26 protein-coding genes are annotated in these 23,259 nt (G+C 57.0%); 19 read left to right on the forward strand and 7 right to left on the reverse strand.

All coding sequences use genetic code 11. The features are described from left to right. The first annotated feature begins 155 nt into the window (after positions 1 to 155). Positions 156 to 2,177, forward strand: coding sequence for an NADPH-dependent 2,4-dienoyl-CoA reductase (locus VZP09_RS17630; protein ID WP_094316082.1), 2,022 nt, complete (start codon positions 156 to 158; stop codon positions 2,175 to 2,177). A gap of 108 nt (positions 2,178 to 2,285) precedes the next feature. On the opposite strand, the gene rlmG is transcribed toward VZP09_RS17630, so the two are convergent. After that, positions 2,286 to 3,416, reverse strand: a complete 1,131-nt coding sequence (rlmG, locus tag VZP09_RS17635) for a 23S rRNA (guanine(1835)-N(2))-methyltransferase RlmG (RefSeq protein ID WP_328795310.1) — start codon at positions 3,414 to 3,416, stop codon at positions 2,286 to 2,288. A gap of 85 nt (positions 3,417 to 3,501) precedes the next feature. Further along, on the reverse strand, positions 3,502 to 4,209 hold the full coding sequence (locus VZP09_RS17640) for a B3/B4 domain-containing protein (RefSeq protein ID WP_002917889.1): 708 nt from the start codon (positions 4,207 to 4,209) through the stop codon (positions 3,502 to 3,504). 43 nt (positions 4,210 to 4,252) lie between these two features. Here VZP09_RS17640 and VZP09_RS17645 point away from each other — a divergent pair, with 43 nt between their 5' ends. The 5 genes from VZP09_RS17645 (at position 4,253) to sstT (ending at position 9,195) form a co-directional block, all read left to right on the forward strand. After that, complete coding sequence (locus VZP09_RS17645; RefSeq protein WP_004144842.1) at positions 4,253 to 4,855, forward strand: helix-turn-helix domain-containing protein; 603 nt, start codon at positions 4,253 to 4,255, stop codon at positions 4,853 to 4,855. Between the two features lie 19 nt (positions 4,856 to 4,874). Next, the gene (locus VZP09_RS17650) at positions 4,875 to 5,375 is read left to right on the forward strand and encodes a M48 metallopeptidase family protein (protein WP_004144843.1); all 501 of its coding nucleotides are present in this window, start codon (positions 4,875 to 4,877) and stop codon (positions 5,373 to 5,375) included. A gap of 73 nt (positions 5,376 to 5,448) precedes the next feature. Then, entirely contained in the window at positions 5,449 to 6,438 is a 990-nt protein-coding gene (locus VZP09_RS17655; protein WP_004149902.1) for a Gfo/Idh/MocA family protein, read from the forward strand. Positions 6,439 to 6,709: 271 nt separating this feature from the next. Then, positions 6,710 to 7,681, forward strand: a complete 972-nt coding sequence (locus VZP09_RS17660) for a TerC family protein (protein ID WP_002917893.1) — start codon at positions 6,710 to 6,712, stop codon at positions 7,679 to 7,681. Positions 7,682 to 7,947: 266 nt separating this feature from the next. Beyond that, on the forward strand, positions 7,948 to 9,195 hold the full coding sequence (sstT, locus tag VZP09_RS17665) for a serine/threonine transporter SstT (protein ID WP_002917895.1): 1,248 nt from the start codon (positions 7,948 to 7,950) through the stop codon (positions 9,193 to 9,195). A 15-nt stretch (positions 9,196 to 9,210) separates the two neighbouring features. Here the strand turns inward: sstT and VZP09_RS17670 are convergent, their stop codons facing one another. The 3 genes from VZP09_RS17670 to uxaC form a co-directional block, all read right to left on the reverse strand. Then, positions 9,211 to 9,765, reverse strand: coding sequence for a YgjV family protein (locus VZP09_RS17670; RefSeq protein WP_002917897.1), 555 nt, complete (start codon positions 9,763 to 9,765; stop codon positions 9,211 to 9,213). Between the two features lie 129 nt (positions 9,766 to 9,894). Further along, positions 9,895 to 11,382, reverse strand: coding sequence for a UxaA family hydrolase (locus VZP09_RS17675; RefSeq protein ID WP_002917898.1), 1,488 nt, complete (start codon positions 11,380 to 11,382; stop codon positions 9,895 to 9,897). 18 nt (positions 11,383 to 11,400) lie between these two features. Continuing rightward, positions 11,401 to 12,813: a glucuronate isomerase gene (gene uxaC, locus VZP09_RS17680; RefSeq protein WP_002917899.1), complete on the reverse strand. Its 1,413-nt coding sequence runs from the start codon at positions 12,811 to 12,813 to the stop codon at positions 11,401 to 11,403. Positions 12,814 to 13,293: 480 nt separating this feature from the next. On the opposite strand from uxaC, the gene VZP09_RS17685 reads away from it, so the two are divergent. The 11 genes from VZP09_RS17685 to VZP09_RS17735 all read left to right on the forward strand — a co-directional run bounded on the left by VZP09_RS17685 (position 13,294) and on the right by VZP09_RS17735 (position 20,751). Then, positions 13,294 to 14,595 carry an MFS transporter gene (locus tag VZP09_RS17685; RefSeq protein WP_002917905.1) on the forward strand — a complete coding sequence of 434 codons (1,302 nt, stop codon included), beginning with the start codon at positions 13,294 to 13,296 and terminating at the stop codon, positions 14,593 to 14,595. Between the two features lie 127 nt (positions 14,596 to 14,722). After that, complete coding sequence (exuR, locus tag VZP09_RS17690; RefSeq protein ID WP_020803690.1) at positions 14,723 to 15,499, forward strand: transcriptional regulator ExuR; 777 nt, start codon at positions 14,723 to 14,725, stop codon at positions 15,497 to 15,499. A 340-nt stretch (positions 15,500 to 15,839) separates the two neighbouring features. After that, positions 15,840 to 16,502 (forward strand): DedA family general envelope maintenance protein YqjA, encoded by a 663-nt coding sequence (yqjA, locus tag VZP09_RS17695; protein ID WP_002917909.1) that lies wholly within the window; start codon positions 15,840 to 15,842, stop codon positions 16,500 to 16,502. Positions 16,503 to 16,510: 8 nt separating this feature from the next. Further along, the gene (mzrA, locus tag VZP09_RS17700) at positions 16,511 to 16,888 is read left to right on the forward strand and encodes an EnvZ/OmpR regulon moderator MzrA (RefSeq protein ID WP_004218213.1); all 378 of its coding nucleotides are present in this window, start codon (positions 16,511 to 16,513) and stop codon (positions 16,886 to 16,888) included. A gap of 149 nt (positions 16,889 to 17,037) precedes the next feature. After that, on the forward strand, positions 17,038 to 17,406 hold the full coding sequence (locus VZP09_RS17705) for a DUF1090 domain-containing protein (protein WP_004144860.1): 369 nt from the start codon (positions 17,038 to 17,040) through the stop codon (positions 17,404 to 17,406). Between the two features lie 45 nt (positions 17,407 to 17,451). Beyond that, positions 17,452 to 17,757, forward strand: a complete 306-nt coding sequence (locus tag VZP09_RS17710; RefSeq protein WP_002917916.1) for a DUF883 family protein — start codon at positions 17,452 to 17,454, stop codon at positions 17,755 to 17,757. Between the two features lie 2 nt (positions 17,758 to 17,759). Next, positions 17,760 to 18,158, forward strand: a complete 399-nt coding sequence (locus VZP09_RS17715) for a phage holin family protein (protein ID WP_002917917.1) — start codon at positions 17,760 to 17,762, stop codon at positions 18,156 to 18,158. After that, positions 18,155 to 18,451 (forward strand): YqjK-like family protein, encoded by a 297-nt coding sequence (locus tag VZP09_RS17720; protein ID WP_048333143.1) that lies wholly within the window; start codon positions 18,155 to 18,157, stop codon positions 18,449 to 18,451. Before VZP09_RS17715 ends, VZP09_RS17720 begins: the two co-directional genes overlap by 4 nt. Positions 18,452 to 18,796: 345 nt before the next feature. Next, positions 18,797 to 19,189 (forward strand): DoxX family protein, encoded by a 393-nt coding sequence (locus VZP09_RS17725; protein ID WP_002917920.1) that lies wholly within the window; start codon positions 18,797 to 18,799, stop codon positions 19,187 to 19,189. A gap of 80 nt (positions 19,190 to 19,269) precedes the next feature. Continuing rightward, positions 19,270 to 20,256: a glutathione S-transferase family protein gene (locus VZP09_RS17730; protein WP_002917922.1), complete on the forward strand. Its 987-nt coding sequence runs from the start codon at positions 19,270 to 19,272 to the stop codon at positions 20,254 to 20,256. Positions 20,257 to 20,382: 126 nt separating this feature from the next. Beyond that, a complete protein-coding gene (locus tag VZP09_RS17735; RefSeq protein WP_002917923.1) occupies positions 20,383 to 20,751 on the forward strand; it encodes a DUF805 domain-containing protein in 369 nt (122 codons plus the stop codon). 41 nt (positions 20,752 to 20,792) lie between these two features. Here the strand turns inward: VZP09_RS17735 and VZP09_RS17740 are convergent, their stop codons facing one another. Further along, the gene (locus tag VZP09_RS17740; protein ID WP_004144865.1) at positions 20,793 to 21,689 is read right to left on the reverse strand and encodes a LysR family transcriptional regulator; all 897 of its coding nucleotides are present in this window, start codon (positions 21,687 to 21,689) and stop codon (positions 20,793 to 20,795) included. Between the two features lie 104 nt (positions 21,690 to 21,793). On the opposite strand from VZP09_RS17740, the gene VZP09_RS17745 reads away from it, so the two are divergent. Beyond that, entirely contained in the window at positions 21,794 to 22,495 is a 702-nt protein-coding gene (locus tag VZP09_RS17745) for a pirin family protein (protein WP_048333144.1), read from the forward strand. A 24-nt stretch (positions 22,496 to 22,519) separates the two neighbouring features. Next, positions 22,520 to 22,687 carry a hypothetical protein gene (locus VZP09_RS17750; RefSeq protein ID WP_002917926.1) on the forward strand — a complete coding sequence of 56 codons (168 nt, stop codon included), beginning with the start codon at positions 22,520 to 22,522 and terminating at the stop codon, positions 22,685 to 22,687. A gap of 73 nt (positions 22,688 to 22,760) precedes the next feature. On the opposite strand, the gene VZP09_RS17755 is transcribed toward VZP09_RS17750, so the two are convergent. Further along, entirely contained in the window at positions 22,761 to 23,171 is a 411-nt protein-coding gene (locus tag VZP09_RS17755; protein WP_004149907.1) for a Spy/CpxP family protein refolding chaperone, read from the reverse strand. Positions 23,172 to 23,259 lie beyond the last annotated feature (88 nt).

The raw sequence follows: 23,259 nt of genomic DNA on the forward strand, positions 1-23,259 counted from the left end.
TCTCCCTTTGGGAGAGGGCCGGGGTGTGGGGCAACGCTTCGCCGTTCTTTGAATCCCATCACAATCACCGCACTCCCCTTTTCCCTTTTTCTCCACGATGGCTAAATTAGTAACTCATCCGACCACATAACAATAATTTTACATTGGAAGCCACTATGAGCCGCTATCCGTCGCTTTTCGCCCCGCTTGAGCTGGGCTTCACAACGCTCAAAAACCGCGTGTTGATGGGCTCGATGCACACCGGGCTGGAAGAGCTGCCGGACGGCGCGCAGCGGCTGGCGGCCTTTTACGCCGAGCGCGCCCGTCACGGCGTGGCGCTGATCGTCACCGGCGGCATCGCTCCGGCGCCCTCTGGCGTCACCATGGCCGGCGGCGCGGTACTCAACGACGCCAGCCATCTGGCGCATCATCGCCATATTACCGATGCGGTACATCAGGAAGGCGGCAAAATCGCTCTGCAGATCCTGCACACCGGCCGTTACAGCTACCAGCCCGCGCTGGTGGCCCCCTCGGCGCTACAGGCGCCGATCAACCGTTTTACCCCCCATGAACTGAGCCACGATGAGATCCTGACGCTGATCGATGATTTTGCCCACTGCGCCCAGCTGGCGCGCGAAGCGGGCTATGACGGCGTCGAGGTGATGGGCTCTGAGGGCTATCTGATTAACGAATTTCTCGCCGCGCGCACTAACCAGCGCGACGACCAATGGGGCGGCGATTATGCCAGGCGCATGCGTTTCGCCGTAGAGGTGGTGAAGGCGGTGCGCCAGCGCGCCGGCCACGATTTCATTATCATTTACCGTCTGTCGATGCTCGATCTGGTCAACGACGGCAGCACGCTGGCGGAAGTCACCGAACTGGCCAAAGCGATTGAAGCGGCGGGAGCGACCATCATCAACACCGGGATTGGCTGGCACGAAGCGCGCATTCCGACCATCGCCACGTCGGTACCGCGCGGAGCTTTCAGCTGGGTCACCCGCAAGCTGAAGGGCGCGGTGTCGATCCCGTTGATCACCACCAACCGCATTAACGATCCGCAGGTCGCGGAGGAAATTCTCGCCCGCGGCGATGCCGATATGGTATCGATGGCCCGCCCGTTCCTTGCCGACGCCGAATTTATATCAAAAGCGCAGGACGATCGCGCCGATCAGATCAACACCTGCATCGGCTGCAATCAGGCGTGTCTCGATCGGATCTTCGTCGGCAAAGTCACCTCCTGTCTGGTCAACCCGCGCGCGTGTCATGAAACCCTGATGCCGGTCCTGCCGGCCAACGCGCCTAAACGGCTGGCGGTGGTCGGCGCCGGGCCTGCCGGTCTGGCCTTCGCCGTAAACGCTGCCGCCCGCGGTCATCACGTCACGTTGTTTGATGCGCTCCCGGAGATCGGCGGTCAGTTTAATATCGCCAAACAGATCCCCGGCAAAGAGGAGTTTCACGAGACGCTGCGTTACTACCGCACCATGCTCGATCTTCATGGTGTCGATCTACGCCTGAACACCCGCGTCACGACAGACGATCTGCTGGCGTTCGATGAGACGATCCTCGCCACCGGTATCGCCCCGCGCCTGCCGGCGATCGACGGGATCGATCATCCAAAAGTGCTGAGCTACCTTGATGTCTTGCGCGATAAAGCGCCGGTTGGCGCGAAGGTGGCGATTATCGGCTGCGGCGGCATCGGCTTCGACACCGCGATGTTTTTAAGCCAGTCGGGCGCGGCCACCAGCCAGGATATCGGCGAGTTCTGCCGCGAATGGGGTATCGATACCAGCCTGCAAACGGCGGGAGGGCTGAGTGCTGAAGGCCCGCAACTGAGTAAAAGCCCGCGACAGATTGTGATGCTGCAGCGCAAAGCCAGCAAACCGGGCGAAGGGCTCGGCAAAACCACCGGCTGGATCCACCGCGCGACGCTGCTGGCGCGCGGCGTGAAAATGATCCCGGCGGTCAGCTATGAAAAGATCGATGATGAAGGGCTACATGTGACTATCGGCGGCGAGCTCCAGTTGCTGGCGGTCGATCAGGTGGTGATCTGCGCCGGTCAGGAACCGCGCCGCGAGCTGGCGGATCCGCTGCGCGCGGCGGGGAAAACGGTGCATCTCATCGGCGGTTGCGACGTGGCGGCGGAGCTGGATGCGCGTCGGGCGATTGCCCAGGGCACTAAACTGGCGCTGGCGATTTAGCCCTGTCCCGGGGGCGGCGCGATGCGCCTTCCCCGGGCTACCACGATAATCCCGTACGCTAGCCCGGCTAAGGCGACAGCCGCGAGCCGGGGGAAACCGCGACAAGAATCAGCGCTGCTTACGCACCTTGGTTGCTTTCAAAATGACAAACTTATTGTTCGTCGCAATCGTCGTGCAATTACCAAACGCGCGCTTCAGCTTACGGAAGTAATCGAGGTGGCGGTTGCCGACGACGTACAGCTCGCCGCCGTATTTCAGGCTGCGGCGGGCATCGTTAAACATCTGCCAGGCGATATGGTCGGTAATAGCGTGTTGCTGATGGAACGGCGGATTACACAGAATCGCCGTAAAGCGGTCGGGCTCAATGCCGGAGAGCGAGTTGTTGACCATGAATTCACAGCGTGCGATATCGTCCGGCAGGTTACGCTCGACGTTCAACCGGCTGGAAGCCACCGCCATGTGCGACTCATCGGTGAACATCACGCTGGCGTTTGGATTTTGCGCCAGCGCCTGCAGGCCAATCACCCCATTGCCGCAGCCGAGATCGGCGATCTCGCCTTCCAGATCAGACGGTAAATGCTGCAGGAAGAAACGCGCGCCGATATCCAGCCCGCTGCGGGCAAAAACGTTGGCGTGGTTATGGATGGTCCACGGCGTGCCGTCCAGCTTCCAGCTGTAGGTTTGCGGCGCATCGGCAAGCTCAGGAGCGGTGAAAACGCAGCGGATCAGACGCGCTTTTTTCCACGCCAGCGAGGTGGTGGTGGTGCCGAGGATTTTTTCAAACAGCGCCAGCGTCGAGTTGTGCACATCACGGGCTTTCGCCGCGGCGATGATGCGGGTTTCCGGCGTAACTATTTCGCGCAGGGCGCGCAGCTGCTGTTCCAGCAGCGCCAGCTGTTTTGGCACCTTAATCAGCACCAGCGCCGGCGCGGCCGGTAGCGGGCTCAGGCTATCCTGAAAGCGCACGCTCTCTTCATCGATACCGTTCATCCGCAGGTTGTGGCGGGTCGCCAGCTCGGAAATAAAGGAGTCGTTGATACTGACCGGGTTGCGCTCCGCCAGCGCGCAGGCGAGCGCGCCGAAGCCGTCGTTGAAGATGAGCGTCAGGCCGTCGACGTCATTCACCTGTTGCAGCAGATATTCATCCGCCGCTTCCCATGCCTGAAGCGCTTCTTCTTCAGCGTTAGGTGGGAACCGCTCTAATGTGAATAACTCACCGTTTAACTCTGCCTGGCTCATCGCCTCTCCGCCTCCGGAATAGTAAAACCCGCGAGTTTATACGCAAATCCTGTCCAGTTGAAGAGAGATCGCTGATCATCGCCGCTCAGCGTAGATCGCCCTCGTCATCGGCTCGCAGCAGCGTTATCGACGCGCGAGCGCCGGGCATCAGCTGCTGCAGATAACCTACCAGCCGCTCTCCCGCCTCATGCAGGGCCGACAACGGCATCGCCGGCAGGCTTTCGAGAATAAACCACATCGTCTGCGCGCCGCTGTCCAGCCGGGTGCGCACGCCCTGTCGCCAGTTCCAGCGTCGGCAGGTTACGCCTATATCATCCCGCCAGATGACTTCGCCCGGCTCCGGATATTCCACTACCGGCTCTGCCGATTTTAGCGTATCGAATGGCTCATCGCCGCGGGCAATGGCCAGCCGCGGTTCGCCACGGTAGGCGGCCAGATTTTCCCCACCGACCGGGACGGCATAGCGAATGCTGATCGCGTTGTAGATATCCACCACCGGATCGATGGCCGGCAGGCTCCCCTCTTTCAGCACCCGCTTGCGCAGCGCCTGCGCCGAACAGGGGGTACGTTTCGCCTTCGCGCCGAAGGCGCTGAACGCTTCATCCCATGCCGCCAGGTGCGCTTGCGCCCAGGGCACATCATCCTGCTGCACCGCCAGGCAGGCCTCGGCCAGCGCCTGCTCCGCGACGGCGGGATCGGCCACCGGCGCGCTCTCCACCACAATACTTAATGCCCGAAAGCCCGGCGCCAGGCGGCTGACCGCAGATTCGATTGACGGCGTTACGCTACGCATTCGATAATCCTGTAATAACCAATTTGTTTCATCATAGTGACCAATGAACGTAAAAGTCAATATAACGACCGATTCAGGATCTGATGTCGACCAGGTAAGTCGCGCCGTCGCCACGCGGCTGAAGGCCTACCGTAAAGCGAAAAAAATGTCGCTGGACGAGCTGTCGCGCCGGGCCAGCATCAGCAAAGGTATGCTGGTCGAGATGGAAAAAGAGGCCGCCAATCCCAGCATTGCGATCCTCTGCAAACTCGCCGCCGCGCTGGGCGTATCGGTAGCGGATATTGTCAATGTGGCAAGCGAACCCGCGTTGCATATTATTCCCGCCGAGCAGATCCCCACCCTCTGGCAAGGCCCGCTGGGGGGCAGCGCCAGGCTCCTCGCCGGCACCGCCGGGCCGAATATGATTGAGCTGTGGCGCTGGGAGATGCAGCCCGGCGAAGCCTTTGCCTCGCCCGGCCACCCGGCAACAACCTTCGAGCTGCTGCACGTGGAAGCCGGCGCGCTGACGCTGACGCTTGGCGAGACCTGCCGCACGGTGGCGGCCGGGGAATCGGCGGTGGCCCGCACCGAAATAGAGCACGGTTACCGCAATGAGGGTACCGCGCCGCTGGTCTTTACCATGACCGTGGCTGAACTGCCCTCCTGACAGACATAATGATAAGACGATGACAAAACTCATTTATTTACAGGGCTATCCTGAATCGCTGCTGGCGCAGGTGACCACGTTAATCGAGCAAGGCCGCCTCGGCGAGGTGCTGCAAAAGCGCTATCCGCAAGGGCACGACGTTAACAGCGATAAAGCGCTGTATCAGTACACCCAGGACTTGAAAAACCGCTTTCTGCGCGGCGCGGCGCCGATCAACAAAGTGATGTATGACAGTAAGATCCACGTGCTGAACAATGCGCTCGGCCTGCATACCGCCATTTCCCGCGTGCAGGGCGGTAAGCTGAAAGCTAAAGCGGAAATTCGCGTGGCGACGGTATTTCGCGACGCGCCGGAAGCCTTTCTGCGGATGATCGTGGTTCATGAACTAGCGCATCTGAAAGAGAAGGATCACAACAAGGCTTTCTATCAGCTGTGCTGCCATATGGAGCCGCAGTACCACCAGCTGGAGTTCGACACCCGCCTGTGGCTGACGCACCTTTCGTTAAATCGTTCTGCGTAGTGACGCACTGGTTTTGTCATGACGGCATGATAGAGTGGCGGCAGGTTCCCTTTAACGGAGTTCGTCAACGTTTATGATACGTTTCGCAGTTGTTGGCACAAACTGGATCACCAAGCAGTTTGTCGATGCCGCCCATGAAACCGGCAAATATAAACTTACCGCCATCTACTCCCGCAGCCTCGAACAGGCGCAAGCCTTCGCCAAAGACTATCCTGTCGAGCATCTGTTTACCTCGCTCGATGAACTGGCACAGAGCCCTGACGTTGACGCGGTCTATATTGCCAGCCCGAACTCGCTGCACTTTCCGCAGACCCGGCTGTTCCTGAGCCATAAGAAGCACGTCATTTGCGAAAAGCCGCTGGCGTCGAACCTGCAGGAAGTCGAGGCGGCGATAGCGCTGGCGAAAGAAAATAACGTGGTGCTGTTTGAAGCCTTTAAAACCGCCAGTCTGCCTAACTTTCTCCTACTGAAAGAAACGCTCGCTAAAGTGGGCAAACTACGCAAAGCCTTTATCAACTACTGTCAGTACTCCTCGCGCTATCAGCGCTACCTTGACGGCGAAAACCCCAACACCTTTAACCCGGCGTTCTCTAACGGTTCGATTATGGATATCGGCTTCTATTGCCTGGCGTCCGCTGTGGCGCTGTGGGGCGAGCCACGGGCCGTTCTTGCCACCGCCAGCCTGCTGGACAGCGGCGTAGACGCCCAGGGCACCGTGGTGCTGAGCTATGGCGACTTCGACGTGACGCTGCATCACTCCAAAGTTAGCGATTCCGCGATCCCCAGTGAAATTCAGGGCGAAGACGGCGCGTTAGTGATCGAAAAAATCTCCGAATGTCAGAAGCTGGCGTTTGTGCCGCGCGGCGGTAAAGCCCAGGACCTGACGCAGCCCCAGCACATTAATACCATGCTGTATGAGGCGGAGACCTTTGCGCGGCTGGTGGAGACACAGGATGTGGATCACCCGGGCCTGGCGGTGAGCCGGATCACCGCCAAACTGTCCAGCGAAATTCGTCGCCAGACCGGGGTGATCTTCCCGGCCGATACGCAGCCGCTGGCGTAAAAGAGTGTAAAGGCCTGACCGGCCGCCATTGACGAAAACCGCCCTGTGACATATTTTGTTACGTGCAAAGGGGAGTAACTTCCTTGCCGGTTGATCGTCATTACGATGCGTGCAATACCGCATCCGGTCGCCGGGCAATAACCAAAGCCCATCGCGATGTACTTTGGTTGTTGTAAGTGAGACCTTGCCGGAAGGCGAGGTCTATGCATAAAAGCGCAGCGGCTGCCGTCTTCCGACGTCAGCCGTTTTGTTTTTATGTAAGGAATATCAAATGAATACTGTCGGCACGCCGTTGCTATGGGGTGGATTCGCTGTCGTTGTCGCGATCATGTTGGCAATCGACCTGCTGCTTCAGGGACGACGCGGTTCACATAGCATGACCATGAAGCAGGCCGCTGGCTGGTCAATCCTCTGGGTCACGCTTTCTCTGCTGTTCAACGCCGCCTTCTGGTGGTATCTGGTGCAAACTCAGGGCCGGGCCGTCGCCGATCCGCAGGCCTTAGCCTTCCTCACCGGTTATCTGATTGAAAAAGCGCTGGCGGTCGATAACGTCTTCGTCTGGTTGATGCTGTTCAGCTATTTCGCCGTACCGCCTGCTCTGCAGCGCCGGGTGTTGGTGTATGGCGTACTGGGCGCGATCGTTCTGCGTACCATTATGATCTTCGCCGGCAGCTGGCTGATTTCGCAGTTCGACTGGCTGCTGTACGTCTTTGGCGCCTTCCTGCTGTTTACCGGCGTGAAGATGGCGCTGGCGAAGGAGGACGACTCCGGCATCGGCGATAAGCCGCTGGTGCGCTGGATCCGCAGCCATCTGCGGATGACCGATAAAATCGAGAGCGAGCGCTTCTTCACCCGTAAAAACGGGGTGCTGTTCGCCACCCCGCTGCTGCTGGTGCTGATTCTGGTGGAACTGAGCGACGTGATTTTCGCCGTCGACAGTATCCCGGCAATCTTCGCGGTCACCACCGATCCGTTTATCGTGCTGACCTCGAACCTGTTCGCCATCCTCGGCCTGCGCGCCATGTACTTCCTGCTGGCGGGGGTCGCTGAGCGCTTCTCGATGCTCAAATACGGTCTGTCGGTGATCCTGGTGTTTATTGGCGTGAAGATGCTGATCGTCGACTTCTACCATATCCCGGTTGCCATCTCGCTGGGCGTGGTGGGCGGCATCCTGGCCGCCACGCTGCTGATTAACGCCTGGGTCAACAGGCAGCACGACAAGCAGCGCAAACTGCCAGAGTAATCTGCTACCGCGCCGTCGGCCCTCGCTGGCGGCGCGGTAATCAGCTATAGCAGACGTTCTCGTAACGAGAATACCTGCTCATGTCACAATTATGTTACTACGCAGTTAAAAAATAAGATCCATATTAAAATCACAGTATTTTACGCTTCCCGCCAGTCTTTCTTTCCGTATACTCGACTATGCAAACATCTACTTACATCCTGACATAAACGTAAAAAATAATACGTGGCTGGGATGGCTTGCTACATCACTGGAAGGAATGAATTATGACAACACGCACTCCCTCATCAGGGTGGCTCTCCCGCCTGGCGCAAGGCAGCCTGGTGAAACAAATTTTAATCGGCCTGGTGCTTGGCGTACTGTTGGCGCTGGTCTCTAAGCCTGCGGCTATCGCCGTCGGTCTGCTGGGGACCCTGTTCGTCGGCGCGTTAAAAGCGGTAGCGCCGGTGCTGGTATTGATGCTTGTCATGGCCTCGATCGCCAACCATCAGCACGGACAAAAAACCAGTATACGCCCCATTCTGTTTCTCTATCTGCTGGGCACCTTTAGCGCGGCGCTGACCGCGGTGTTGTTCAGTTTTCTCTTTCCCTCGACCCTGCACTTAACCACCGCCGCCGACAGCATCACGCCGCCGTCGGGGATTGTTGAGGTGCTGCGCGGCCTGCTGATGAGCATGGTGTCCAACCCGATCGACGCTCTGCTGAACGCCAACTATATCGGCATTCTGGTGTGGGCGGTGGGGCTTGGCTTCGCCCTGCGTCATGGTAACGACACCACCAAAAACCTGATCAACGACGTCTCCCACGCGGTGACCTTTATCGTTAAAGTGGTGATCCGCTTTGCGCCGCTGGGGATCTTCGGCCTGGTATCTTCCACCCTGGCGACCACCGGTTTCGAGACCCTGTGGGGCTATGCCCAGCTGCTGCTGGTGCTGGTGGGCTGTATGCTGCTGGTAGCGCTGGTGATTAACCCGCTGCTGGTGTTCTGGAAGATCCGCCGCAACCCCTATCCGCTGGTGCTCACCTGCCTGCGCGAAAGCGGCGTTTACGCGTTCTTCACCCGCAGTTCCGCCGCCAACATTCCAGTGAATATGGCGCTGTGCGAGAAGCTGAATCTGGATCGCGATACCTATTCGGTCTCTATTCCACTGGGGGCGACCATCAATATGGCAGGCGCGGCAATCACCATCACCGTGCTGACGCTGGCGGCGGTGCATACGCTGAATATTCCGGTGGATCTGCCGACGGCGCTGCTGCTGAGCGTGGTCGCTTCGCTGTGCGCCTGCGGCGCCTCCGGCGTGGCGGGCGGCTCGCTGCTGCTGATCCCGCTGGCCTGTAATATGTTTGGGATCCCGAACGATGTGGCGATGCAAGTGGTTGCCGTTGGCTTTATTATCGGCGTGCTGCAGGACTCCTGCGAAACCGCGCTGAACTCCTCCACCGACGCCCTGTTTACCGCCGCGGCCTGCATGGCGGAAGACGACCAGCTGGCGAAAAACGCCCTGCGCGGATAACGCCTTTCCCCTCCGCTATCGGGCGGAGGGGCTCTCTTCCTGTACTGCGTTTTCAACCTTAAACGGATCGATACCGCGCTTTTGCATCCGGCGGAAGCGAATGATGTTCAGCCCGTTGACGATCAGGAAACTGCCTTCTATCAGCGTCCCGCCAATGGAACCCAACCACAGATTATGCGTGACCCAGCAGGCGGTGGAGCACCACATCACGCAGCGGACGGTTAGCCCTTTGCAGCGAAACAGCGCCCAGGTGCTGGCGACGGTGCCAATGATCGGCAGCAGCTCCATGGCATGCTGCAGTTTACCCAGGCCTAGAATCAACGTCAGGAGGATAAAGACTGTCATCACCCACAGACTACGGGTGCGTAAGGAAATGACCGTGCGAAGCGCATTGAGCCCGGCGCTCATTCCAGCCGGCCCGGCGCCCATCAGGAAAAAATGAACGCCGATAATAGCGCTATAGACCGCCAGCTGTAGCCTGAAACGGCGTTCATCGCGGTTGATAAAGGTGGTAATGCCGATAAGAAAGGCGATGACGCCGACCCCCTGGGCCAGCCAATACGCGGTCATGTAAGCTCCCTGACTGAAAAAAACAAACGGCGCTTCACTGGCTGAAACGCCGCTGTTACGAGCCCGATGGCGCTACGCTATCAGGCCGATACACAAACCAAGCCTCTGGGCGCCAACGCAAATACGCCTTTACAGGGTAACACCGCTTTTAAAGATGGCCAGCTCGCGGAAGTCATTCTGCTCATTACAGGTCGGTTTACCGTTGGCGAAGGCTACAATGGCATCCACAAACTCTTCCAGCAGCTGCGGCATCGTTTTGCCGTGGAGCAGCTGCCCGGCATCAAAGTCGATCCAGTGCTTTTTCTTCGCCGCCAGCTCGCTGTTGGTGGCGATCTTCACCGTTGGCACAAAGCCGCCGTACGGCGTGCCGCGACCGGTGCTGAACAGCACCATATGGCAGCCGGCGCCGGCCAGCGCGCTGGTGGCGACCGCGTCGTTGCCCGGCGCGCTCAGTAAATTCAGACCATGAACCTTCAGGCGCTCGCCGTAGCGCAGAACATCCACCACCTGGCTGGAGCCCGCTTTCTGAGTACAGCCCAGCGACTTATCTTCGAGGGTAGTGATCCCTCCGGCCTTATTACCCGGCGAGGGGTTTTCGTAAATAGGCTGGTCGTGAGCAATAAAGTACTGCTTAAAGTCATTGACCATGGTCACCAGCTTGTCGAAGGTCGCTTCGTCGCGGCAGTGGCTCATCAACAACTGTTCAGCGCCGAACATCTCCGGCACTTCGGTCAGCACGGTAGTGCCGCCGTTGGCGATCACATAGTCTGAGAAGCGGCCCAGCATCGGATTAGCGGTAATGCCCGACAGGCCGTCCGATCCCCCGCACTCGAGGCCAAACTTCAGCTCGCTGAGCTTGCCCGGCTGGCGTTTATCCTGACGCATCACTTCATACAGCTGATGCAGATGCTCAACCCCCGCCTCCACTTCATCGTCCTGATGCTGGCAAACCATAAAGTGCACGCGCTGCGGGTCAAACTCGCCCAGCGTCTCGCGAAAGGCCTCCACCTGGTTGTTTTCACAGCCAAGGCCAACCACCAGCACCGCCCCGGCGTTCGGGTGACGAACCATATTTTGCAGCATGGTGCGAGTGTTGATATGGTCGTCCCCAAGCTGCGAGCAGCCATAGGTGTGGCTGAAGAGATGTACCCCATCGATATCCTCAGCGCCATACGTCTCTTTCAGGAAACGGTTCTGCATTTGTCTGGCCATCGCGTTGACGCAGCCGACGGTCGGCAGGATCCACAGCTCATTGCGCACGCCGACGTCACCGTTAGCGCGACGATAAATCTGCACTTCGCGATCCGCAGGCTGTGGCGGTTGGGCAACCAGGTCCGGTTGATAGCGATACGCGTCAAGGTCGCTGAGATTGGTGCGCGTATTGTGCGCATGAACATGCTCGCCCGGCGCGATATCCGCCAGCGCATGGCCAATCGGCAACCCGTACTTAACGACGTTTTCCCCTTTCGCGATAGCGCGCAGTGCAAACTTGTGGCCGCGAACGATATCCTGGCCGAGGGTGACCGAGTCATTATCAATCGTCACCACGCTACCGGCAGCGATATCCGTCAGCGCGACCGCGACGTTATCCTGCGAATGGATTTTGATGTATTGCATATCAACCGACCTCTGGCCTTAGTTCAGTTCAATGGCGAAATAGTCACGCGCATTGTTAAAGCAAATGTTTTTCACCATCTCGCCCAGCAGCGCGATATCCGCAGGCGCTTCGCCGGCAGCCACCCAACGGCCGATCATCTGGCACAGAATGCGGCGGAAGTATTCGTGGCGCGTGTAGGAGAGGAAGCTGCGACTGTCGGTCAACATCCCGACGAAGCGGCTCAGCAGCCCGAGCTGCGCCAGCTGGGTCATCTGCCGCTCCATACCGTCTTTCTGATCGTTGAACCACCAGCCGGAGCCGAACTGCATCTTGCCTGGCATGCCTTCACCCTGGAAGTTACCGATCATGGTGCCCAGCACTTCGTTATCACGCGGGTTCAGGCAGTAGAGAATCGTTTTCGGCAGCAGGTTTTCTTCGTTCTGCTTGCTCAGCAGCTTAGACAGCTCTTCCGCCATCGGACGATCGTTGATCGAGTCGAAGCCGACGTCTGGCCCTAACAGTTTGAACTGACGGAGGTTGTTGTTACGCAGCGCGCCAATGTGGTACTGCTGGACCCAGCCGCGACGGGCATACTCTGCGCCGAGGAACACCAGCACCGCGGTTTTGAACTGCGCCACTTCGTGTTCGCTAAGGGTCTCGCCAGCCAGGCGGCGCGCCAGAATGTCATCCAGCTCGGCGTCGGTCGCTTCGGCAAACAGCACCACGTCCAGCGCATGATCGGAGACTTTGCAGCCGTGTGCGGCAAAATGATCCAGACGTTTGGTCAGGGCGCTTTGCAGGTCAGCGAAGCGGCGAATATCGGTATCGGATACCTCGCCCAGCTTAGCCATATAATCATTGAAGGTCGCCAACTCGATGTTGAAGGCTTTATCCGGGCGCCAGCTCGGCAGCACTTTGATGTCAAAGGAGTTGTCTTTGGCGACAGCCGCGTGGTGCTCAAGAGAATCAATCGGATCGTCGGTGGTACCGACCATCTTCACATTCATCTGTTTCATGATTCCGCGGGCGGAGAAGGCATCCTGAGCCAGCAAATCATTACACTGGTCCCAGATCTCATCGGCGGTGGATGGCGACAACAGCTTACCTGTAATACCAAAAGGTCGACGCAGCTCTAAATGGGTCCAGTGGTATAACGGGTTGCCAATAGTGTGCGGAACCGTGGCCGCCCAGGCGTCAAATTTCTCGCGATCGGACGCATCACCGGTACACAGACGCTCCGGCACGCCGTTAGTGCGCATTGCGCGCCATTTATAGTGATCGCCTTTCAGCCAGATGTCATACAGGTTTTTAAAGCGATAGTTTTCGGCAACCTGCTGCGGCGGAAGGTGGCAGTGGTAGTCGAAAATCGGCTGATCTTTGGCGTAATCATGGTACAGACGGCGGGCAAACTCGGTATCAAGTAGAAAATCTTCAGTCATAAACGATGTCATTCGCGTGTCCTCTTCGCTCCAGTGCGGGAGCCTTTCAGATGATTGACTACAATGCTGACAAAGTTATCACACCAATTTCTACAGACCGAACTGTTTTTCGTGAGTTAGATCAATAAACGTCGATAAAAAAATGACCGCCCTGGAGCAAAACACCTCGCCAGAGCGCGCCATCTCTGGCTTTCCAGGCAAGGGATAAAGACCACACTAACTTTCCCACTTTTGTGACAGCTCTCAACTTTTAAAGTTGTATGACAAGTTATCTTTCTGCCGTCGCAACATATAAACCGACGGAATGCATTACCGGTGCTTATGGCATCGGCTTATACGGAATGGATACCGACTTTCAACATAACAACTGATGGTAAGGTTCAGGCCAGAGGGGACTACCCTCCTGAATCCTCCGTTTCGCTTTCCCGGCCGCTTATTGCGCTCGGTAAAGGCCGCACCTGATGCGGAAAGATAACAGACGATGAGGTTTACATGCGTAAAATTAAAGGGTTACGTTGGTACATGATCGCGCTGGTGACGCTGGGCACCGTGCTGGGCTACCTGACCCGTAACACCGTAGCGGCGGCCGCGCCGACGCTGATGGAAGAGTTACACATTTCGACCCAACAGTACTCCTATATCATTGCAGCCTATTCCGCTGCCTATACCGTTATGCAGCCCGTCGCGGGGTATGTCCTTGATATTCTGGGGACCAAAATTGGCTATGCCTTCTTCGCCATCGCCTGGGCGGTATTCTGCGGCTCAACGGCGCTGGCCGGCAGCTGGGGTGGACTGGCGCTGGCCCGTGGCGCAGTCGGCGCAGCGGAGGCCGCAATGATCCCCGCCGGCCTGAAGGCCAGCTCAGAGTGGTTCCCGGCAAAAGAGCGCTCTATCGCGGTGGGCTACTTCAACGTGGGTTCCTCTATTGGCGCCATGATCGCGCCGCCGTTGGTGGTGTGGGCGATTGTCATGCACAGCTGGCAGATGGCGTTCATCATCTCCGGGGTATTGAGCTTCGCCTGGGCTATCGCCTGGCTTATCTTCTACAAACACCCGCGCGACCAGAAAAAATTATCTGACGAAGAACGTGACTACATCATTGGCGGTCAGGAGTCTCAGCATCAGACCAATAACGCGAAGAAAATGTCGCCGTGGCAAATCCTGCGCAACCGTCAGTTCTGGGGTATCGCCCTGCCTCGCTTCCTCGCTGAGCCGGCCTGGGGGACCTTTAACGCCTGGATCCCGCTGTTCATGTTCAAAGTTTACGGTTTTAACCTGAAAGAGATCGCCATGTTCGCCTGGATGCCGATGCTGTTCGCCGACCTCGGCTGCATCGTCGGCGGATATCTGCCGCCGCTGTTCCAGCGCTGGTTTGGCGTCAACCTGATCGTGTCGCGTAAAATGGTGGTCACCATGGGCGCCCTGCTGATGATTGGCCCGGGGATGATCGGCCTGTTCACCAGCCCGTACGTGGCGATTGCCCTGCTGTGCATCGGCGGGTTCGCTCACCAGGCGCTGTCCGGGGCGCTGATTACCCTCTCTTCCGACGTCTTTGGCCGTAACGAAGTCGCTACCGCTAACGGTCTGACCGGGATGGCCGCCTGGCTGGCGAGCACCATGTTCGCCCTGGTCGTCGGCGCGCTGGCAGACACCATCGGCTTTAGCCCGCTGTTTGCGGTACTGGCCGTCTTTGACCTGCTGGGCGCGCTGGTTATCTGGACGGTGCTGAAAAACAAACCGGCTGACGATGACTCGACGCCGCTTAGCAGCCGCAAACCGGTCACGCAGAGTTAGATCGAATGGCAAGGTAATCGCCGATCAAGCCGCCTTCTCAGGCGGCTTTTTCATGCCTGCCAGTGGTGGAAAGCGCGTAAAAGTGGTATAACAAATCGAATATTGTCGCCATCTTCCGGGAGCGAATATGGAAATCATTGAACCACGCCGTCTATATCAGCAGCTTGCCGCTGAGCTGAAGACGCGCATCGAACAAGGTGTCTACCTTGTAGGGGATAAGCTGCCCGCCGAGCGCTTCATCGCCGATGAAAAAAACGTCAGCCGCACCGTGGTTCGTGAAGCCATTATCATGCTGGAAGTGGAAGGGTATGTCGAAGTCCGCAAAGGGTCGGGTATCCACGTTATCTCCAACCATCCGAAATACCAGCAGGTGGCCGATGAAAGCCTTGAGTTCGCCAACTATGGCCCCTTTGAACTGCTGCAGGCGCGGCAGCTAATTGAAAGCAATATTGCCGAATTCGCGGCGACTCAGGTGACCAAACAGGACATCATGAAGCTGATGGAGATTCAGGAGAAAGCGCGTAACGAGAAATGTTTCCGCGACTCCGAGTGGGACCTGCAGTTTCACGTCCAGGTGGCGCTGGCGACGCAGAACAGCGCGCTGGCGGCGATCGTGGAAAAGATGTGGACCCAGCGCGTGCATAACCCCTACTGGAAAAAGCTGCATGAGCATATCGACCTGCGTACGGTCGATAACTGGTGCGACGACCACGATCAAATCCTGAAAGCTCTGCTGCGAAAAGATCCCAACGCCGCCAAGCTGGCGATGTGGCAGCATCTGGAAAATACCAAGCAAATGTTGTTCAACGAAACCAGCGATGACTTTGAATTTAATGCCGATCGCTACTTATTTGCCGAAAACCCAGTCGTTCATCTCGATACCGCAGTCAACGCCGCGAAATAAGGCCTTATCCCTCCGGCGCGCCCCCCTGCGCGCCTGTCTGACAGTGAGGCTGGAGTAAGCAAGTCATATATAGTGTCAGCCTGTGTAAATCCTCTCGCCTCCCATCTCCGCAATCAGCAAAATCAACGAGCAACACGTTGCAATTTCTCTGACGGAAAGTCAGGTGATTTGTTACAATTAGATGCATTTTGTCGTTCTGGGGGTAGGTATTTACTTACTTCAGTCTTATACAGGGAAGCGTTCAGAGCGCCTAAGCAGCGACCATAATCTCATAAAAATCTTGTCGCCCTATATGCCACGCGCTCAGACGTGCCGTTAACCGATGTACCAGGAATCGTGAATGGAACTATTTACCCAGTTATTGAATGCCTTGTGGGCTCAGGATTACGAAACGCTCGCGAATCCCTCCATGATAGGCATGCTGTATTTTGTCTTGTTTATGATTTTGTTCCTTGAGAACGGGTTATTGCCTGCCGCGTTTTTACCGGGGGATAGTCTGCTCGTGCTCGTGGGCGTGCTGATCGCCAAAGGGGCGATGGGTTTTCCGGAAACTTTGCTGCTGCTCACCGCCGCCGCCAGCCTCGGCTGCTGGCTAAGCTATATTCAGGGGCGTTGGCTGGGTAATACGCGGATCGTGCAAAACTGGCTGTCACACCTGCCTTCGCACTATCACCAGCGTGCGCATCACTTGTTTCATAAGCATGGGCTCTCCGCGCTGCTGATCGGCCGCTTTATCGCCTTCGTACGCACGCTGCTGCCCACCATCGCCGGGCTTTCCGGCCTTAATAACGCCCGTTTTCAGTTTTTCAACTGGATGAGCGGCCTGCTGTGGGTGCTCATCCTGACCTCGCTTGGCTATCTGCTGGGTAAAACCCCGGTATTCCTCAAGTATGAAGATCAGCTGATGTCCTGCCTGATGCTCCTGCCGGTTGCCCTGTTGGTCTTCGGACTGATCGGCTCGCTGGTGGTACTGTGGAAGAAAAAATACAGAAGCCGGGGCTAATGATGGTCATGAAACGCCCTTCCCTGCGCCAGTTCAGCTGGCTGCTGGGTGGTTCTCTTCTGCTCGGCGCCCTGTTCTGGCTTTGGCTGGCGGTGCAGCAGCAGGAGGCCACGCTGGCGATACGCCCGGTTGGCCAGGGTATCGGAATGCCGGACGGTTTCTCCGTCTGGCATCATCTCGATGCCAACGGCATCCGCTTTAAAAGCATCACGCCACAGAAGGATGGTCTGCTGATTAAGTTCGATTCCACCGCCCAGGGCGCGGCGGCGAAAGAAGTTCTCGGCCGCGCTCTGCCACATGGTTATATTATTGCCCTTCTGGAGGACGATAACTCGCCCACCGCCTGGCTATCCCGCCTGCGCGACGCGCCGCATCGCCTCGGGTAAGCTGCCGCCAGACTGCGTTTTTAACCCAGTCTGGTGGTTTCCCGCATTTGTTACTATGCTTAAACCTGCGGGAATCAACGCATTCACGTTCACCAACGGGAACGGGTATATCCTCCGGGTATCCCCTCAGACAATGGAAGGTACTATCCATGAAACACCGCATCGCTCTGCTTCTGGTCCTGACTTCACTTAGCGCCAGCGCCCTAGCCGCCTCTCCCTGCCAGGAAAAAGAGCAGGATATTCAACGAGAGATCAGCTACGCCGAAAAGCATCATAATCAAAGTCGCATTGATGGGCTAAATACCGCGCTACGTCAGGTTCGGGAAAACTGTAGCGACAGTAAACTTAAAGCCGATCATCAGCAAAAAATTGCCAAACAGCGGGAAGAGATCGCTGAACGTCAGCGCGATCTGCAGGAAGCCCGGAAGAAAGGCGATGCGGACAAAATTAACAAACGCCAGCATAAACTCAATGAAGCGCAACAGGAGTTAAAAACGCTGGAGTCTCGGGATTACTAATCACCATTAACTTTCGCAACACGGACCACGCTACAGGAGAACGACATGGCTAAAGAGAATGTGACTGACGACCTTCGTGCAGAACTGAAAACGCTGGCGGATACCCTGGAGGAAGTACTAAATTCCTCGGCGGACAAGTCGAAAGAAGAGATGGGTAAACTGCGCAGTAAAGCCGAGAGCGCGCTGAAAGAGAGCCGCGCTCGTTTGGGTGAAACCAGCGAAGCGATTCTTCGTCAAACTCGTGAGACCGCCGCGCGAGCGGATGATTATGTTCGCGAAAATCCGTGGACTGGGGTAGGAATTGGCGCCGCCGTCGGGCTGGTGCTGGGTGTCCTGCTGTCGCGTCGCTGATTATGGCGAATACTCAACACACGCAGGGACCGGGTCAGCGCGTTTTCTCCATTGGTCAGCGCATCGTCACGCTGCTGGTCGAAATGGTGGAAACGCGGCTGCGTCTGGTCGTCGTGGAGCTGGAGGAGGAGAAAGCCAACCTCTTCCAGCTGCTGATCATGACCGGACTGACGCTGCTGTTTGCCGCGTTTGGCCTCATGAGTCTGCTGGTGCTGGTTATCTGGGCCGTTGACGCTCAGTACCGCCTGCACGTGATGATCGCCACCACCGTTGTGCTGCTCCTCGCCGCCGCGATCGTGGGTATCCTAACCCTACGTAAGGCGCGCCGCTCCACGCTGCTGCGTCTAACGCGTAAAGAGCTGGAGAACGACCGTGCCCTTCTGGAGGAGGATAAATCGTGAATGGCCGACAGGAGCGTGAACGGCAAAAGACGCAGCTGCTGCGCCAGATCCAGCAGCAACGGCTGGAGCTCAGCGCCTGCCGCCGTCACTGGCACGAGGCGACTGCGCCCTTCGACCGCGGCTGGCATACGCTGCTGAGTTTACGTTCGTGGCTGATGGTTGGCAGCGGTCTGATGGCCGTATGGTCCGTACGACATCCGCATTTTTTAATGCGCTGGACCAAACGCGGACTCGGACTCTGGAGCACCTGGCGCCTGGTGCGCGGGATCCTGCGCCAGTCGGCAGTTCGCTAGCGGCCCTGAGCGTGGGCGCTTTCCCTGGCGCCCACGCTCTGCCATTTCCCTGTCCCTTACTGCACGCTGTTCGCAGCAACATGCGCCTTTTCCGTAGCGCGCCCTTCTCTACGACGCCCTTTACCTCACGCCATACCAGGACCGGTGGTGGCCCATCGCGTTCGGTACACTTTCGCCTCCGCGTACTGATTGCTCAGAAACTTTGAAATAGATCTACAGTTTTCCTTGCTAACAATTCCCTCTCCGCCTCGCTACTATCCTCTCCATCGACAGCGACACCGCGTAACTACGCGGGATTGCACTAAAAAACAAAACCGCCGCCCTTTGGGTTTTCTGGAGTAACAAATGAAAAAATTAGAAGATGTTGGTGTATTGGTAGCGCGTATTCTGATGCCGATTCTGTTTATCACTGCAGGATGGGGCAAAATCACCGGTTATGCGGGAACCCAGCAGTATATGGAAGCCATGGGCGTCCCGGGTGCGCTGCTGCCGCTGACCATCCTCCTTGAGTTCGGCGGCGGTCTGGCGATTCTGTTCGGTTTCCTGACCCGGACCACCGCGCTGTTCACTGCGGGCTTTACGCTGCTGACCGCGTTCCTGTTCCATAGCAACTTTGCGGAAGGCGTGAACTCCCTGATGTTCATGAAGAACCTGACCATTGCGGGCGGTTACCTGCTGCTGGCCATTACCGGACCGGGCGCCTTCAGTATTGACCGTGTACTGAATAAGAAATGGTAAGCGCACTATACTGAATGAATGAAAAAAGCGAGGAGACCACTCCTCGCTTTTGCTATCTGTAGTCTGAAGGAGGAGCAAAGATGGGACAATTAGTTGACGGCGTCTGGCAGGATACCTGGTATGACACAAAATCCACCGGTGGGCGTTTTAAACGTTCCGTTTCCGCCTTCCGTAACTGGCTGACCGCCGACGGCGCGGCTGGCCCCAGCGGTGAAGGCGGTTTTGCCGCGGAAAAGGATCGCTATCATTTGTATGTTTCTCTCGCCTGCCCGTGGGCGCATCGCACGTTAATTATGCGTAAATTAAAAGGTCTGGAGCCTTTTCTCCCCGTATCCGTGGTCAATCCGCTGATGCTGGAAAACGGCTGGACCTTTGACGATAGCTTCCCGGAAGCCACCGGCGATACCCTCTACCAGCATGACTTTCTCTATCAGCTGTATCTGCACGCCGACCCGCACTACACCGGACGCGTGACCGTGCCGGTGCTGTGGGATAAAAAACAGCAGACCATCGTCAGCAATGAGTCGGCAGAAATCATCCGCATGTTCAATACCGCCTTCGATGGCCTTGGCGCCCGGGCCGGGGATTACTACCCGCCAGCGCTGCGGGAACAAATCGATGAGCTGAACGGCTGGATCTATGACAACGTCAACAACGGCGTGTATAAAGCCGGCTTTGCCACCAGCCAGCAAGCTTACGACGAAGCGGTGGATGCGGTCTTTACCTCGCTGGAGCGGCTGGAGCAGATCCTCGGCCAGCATCGCTATCTGACGGGCAATCAGCTAACGGAAGCCGACATTCGCCTGTGGACAACGCTGGTACGCTTCGACCCGGTATATGTGACCCATTTTAAATGCGATAAACGGCGCATCAGCGATTACCTCAATCTGTACGGTTTCCTGCGCGACATCTACCAGATGCCGGGTATCGCCGAGACGGTGAGTTTTCCGCATATCCGTCACCACTATTACCGCAGCCATAAAACCATTAACCCTACCGGTATTATTTCCATTGGGCCGCAGCAGGATCTCAACGAACCGCACGGTCGCGATCAGCGCTTCCGTTGATCTGTCGGGCGCCAGTGATGGCGCCCAATAATTCAGAAAACAGATATTTACCCACCATTCATTCACGTCTATTCTTATTGTGATCGCTTAAAAAACAAGTGATTGACGGTTAATTGAGGCGTAGAAATGGACTGGTATCTCAAGGTATTAAAAAACTATATAGGATTTGGCGGCCGTGCGCGGCGCAAAGAGTACTGGATGTTTATTCTGGTCAACCTCATCCTGACCGGCGTATTGAGCATCATCGATAAAATGCTGGGCTGGCAGCGGGCTGGCGGCGAAGGCATTCTGACCACTATCTATGGCGTACTGGTCTTTTTACCGTGGTGGGCGGTGCAATTTCGCCGTCTGCATGACACCGATCGTTCGGCCTGGTGGCTATTGCTGCTGTTGATCCCGGTCATCGGCTGGCTGGTGATCCTGATCTTTAACTGCCAGCGCGGCACCGAAGGCAATAATCGCTTCGGGCCCGATCCGAAACCCTTTTCCTACTAATCTTCCTGCTCCTCCCGCTAGCGGGAGGAGCGTCTTCATCACTATCTGCCGGCAAACAGCTTGGGGATCTCACGCAGACACCAGGACTTCGCTTCGCCCATACTGTCCCGTCGCCAGGCCATGATAATGTCAATTTCATTGGTGTATTCCGGGCTGACGACCCGCAGGCGACCTTCGGCAATATCCTTCTCCACCAGCGGATAGGGCATAGTCGCCACGCCCAGTCCGGCCAGTAGCGCCTGACGTTTATCTTCTATCGTACTCACCGTTAAACGCGGCTGTTTATCCAGCAGTTGAACGGTGAGAACGGGCCGCTCGCGCGCGGTATCCGCCACCGCGACGCCGCGGTATTTCACGCGGGTAACCTCAGAGAGCGGCTCCGGCTCCTGATGGATCGGGTGATCCGGCGCCGCGACGTACACGCTGAGCACCGAATAGAGTTTGCGCGAGTTAATCTCCGAAGAGGAACGAAAATGCATATCCGGTGCGACAACGATATCCGCCCGCCCCTGCTCCAGCCGCTCCCAGGCGCCGGCCAGCACCTCAGTGATAATCGACAGCTGGGTGTTTGATTTAGTCGCCAGTTTCTCAATCAGCGGAAACAGATCCGGAGTGGGCACCAGCGCTTCGGTAACGATCGTCAGGTGGGTTTCCCAACCACGCGACAGGGCTTCAGCATCGGTGGTGAGTTTATCCGCCGCTTCAAGCAGCACGCGCCCGCGCTCCAGCAGCATTCTTCCAACGTTAGTGAACTTCGTGCGATGACCTGAGCGGTCAAACAGCACCACGTCCAGTTCCTCCTCCAGTTTTTGCATGGTGTAGCTCAGGGCGGAAGGCACGCGTCCCAGCTCATCAGCTGCGGCAGCGAAGCTTCCGCGCCGGTCGATCGCATCCATCACGCGTAACGCTTCCAGCGTTAATGCTCTCTCTTTGGCCATCGCTTTCTCATTCAGGAAATTTGAACATACCGGGCAGAATATCTGGCTAACAATACAGCGTCCATACCTTTACCATTGATTTAGTGTAAAGAGAGGTCAAGAACATGATTACTACCCGAACAGCCAAACAATGCGGACAAGCAGACTTCGGCTGGCTGCAGGCCCGCTACACCTTCTCCTTTGGCCACTACTTCGACCCGAAATTACTGGGCTTCGCATCCTTGCGCGTCCTCAACCAGGAAGTGCTGGCGCCCGGCGCTTCCTTCCAGGCCAGAACGTACCCAAAAGTCGATATCCTGAACCTGATTCTGGAAGGCGAAGCGGAGTATCGCGACAGCGACGGCAACCACATGCAGGCCAAAGCCGGTGAAGCGCTGCTGATCGCCACCCAGCCTGGCGTGAGCTATAGCGAGCATAATCTGAGTAAAGAGCAGTCGTTAACGCGAATGCAACTTTGGCTTGATGCCTGCCCGCAGCGGGAAAACCCGCTGCAGCAGAAAATCAATGTCGCAGACGCGACGCTGCAGCTGCTGGCCTCTCCGGAGGGCGGGGATAACAGCCTCCAGCTTCGCCAACAGGCCTGGGTCTACCATATCGCGCTGGAGAAAGGTGAGCAGATCAACGTGCAATTACATGGTCCACGCGCCTACCTGCAGTCGATTCACGGCTCCGTCCATGCCGTCGCACAGGAACAGCAAAAGCAGGCTCTCACCTGCGGTGACGGCGCATTTATTCGTGACGAAGCTAACATTACCCTCGTCGCCGATACGCCGCTGCGCGCTTTGCTGATAGATTTACCGGTGTAACAACGGAAGTGATGGAGTCTGTCAGTGAGTAAGAAGAAAAACAGAAAAAAGGCGTCACCAACGCCGTTAGCCCCGGTGCAACCGCAAGTCGCCGGGGCCGCCAGCTTTGGTTATGATGAGATGCTTAGCGAACTGGAAGCCATTGTTGCCGAAGCGGAGATCCGCCTGCGGGATGAAGAAAGTCTCGCCTGAAACGGCAAAATGGCTGGGTTGATTTTCATTAATGGCCTGAAGAAGATATCGGCCCCGCGAGGGGCCGATGGCATTATTCACTCAGCGCGTCGGCAAGATCTTTTTTCACCTGCGTGCGCTGCTCCGGCGTCAGTACCTTATTCACCTCAAAATAGTACTTCACGCGGTAATAACGCACCTGCTGATCAATCTTGCTGAAGGCCGCCAGCTGATCGTTGACCGCTTTTTCATCCCATTTACCGGAATCAATCACGTTTATCAGAGCCCCGTCTTTAATTTCCTGTTGGGAAATCTGCTGGACATTACTCTCCAACTGCTGATGCAGGCTTTTAATTTTCGCAACCTGATCGTTGGTAAGTTTTAAGTGCTGAACAATAGGATCCTGCGCCGGTGCTGGCGCCGCCTTAACGTCTGCGGCCTGAGCCGTGATAGAGAAACCGGTGGTCAACAGCGTGGCAAAGGCAATACGGGTTATCAATTTCATTTTTTTTCCTGAAGTAAAGGTGGCAGAAATAGCGGATTATTATTTTACAGGGCGCAGTGAATAAATGTAAAAAATGATAGCCAAACAT

This window comes from Klebsiella sp. EMBS2024 (assembly GCF_036233805.1).
Taxonomy (GTDB): domain Bacteria; phylum Pseudomonadota; class Gammaproteobacteria; order Enterobacterales; family Enterobacteriaceae; genus Klebsiella; species Klebsiella pneumoniae.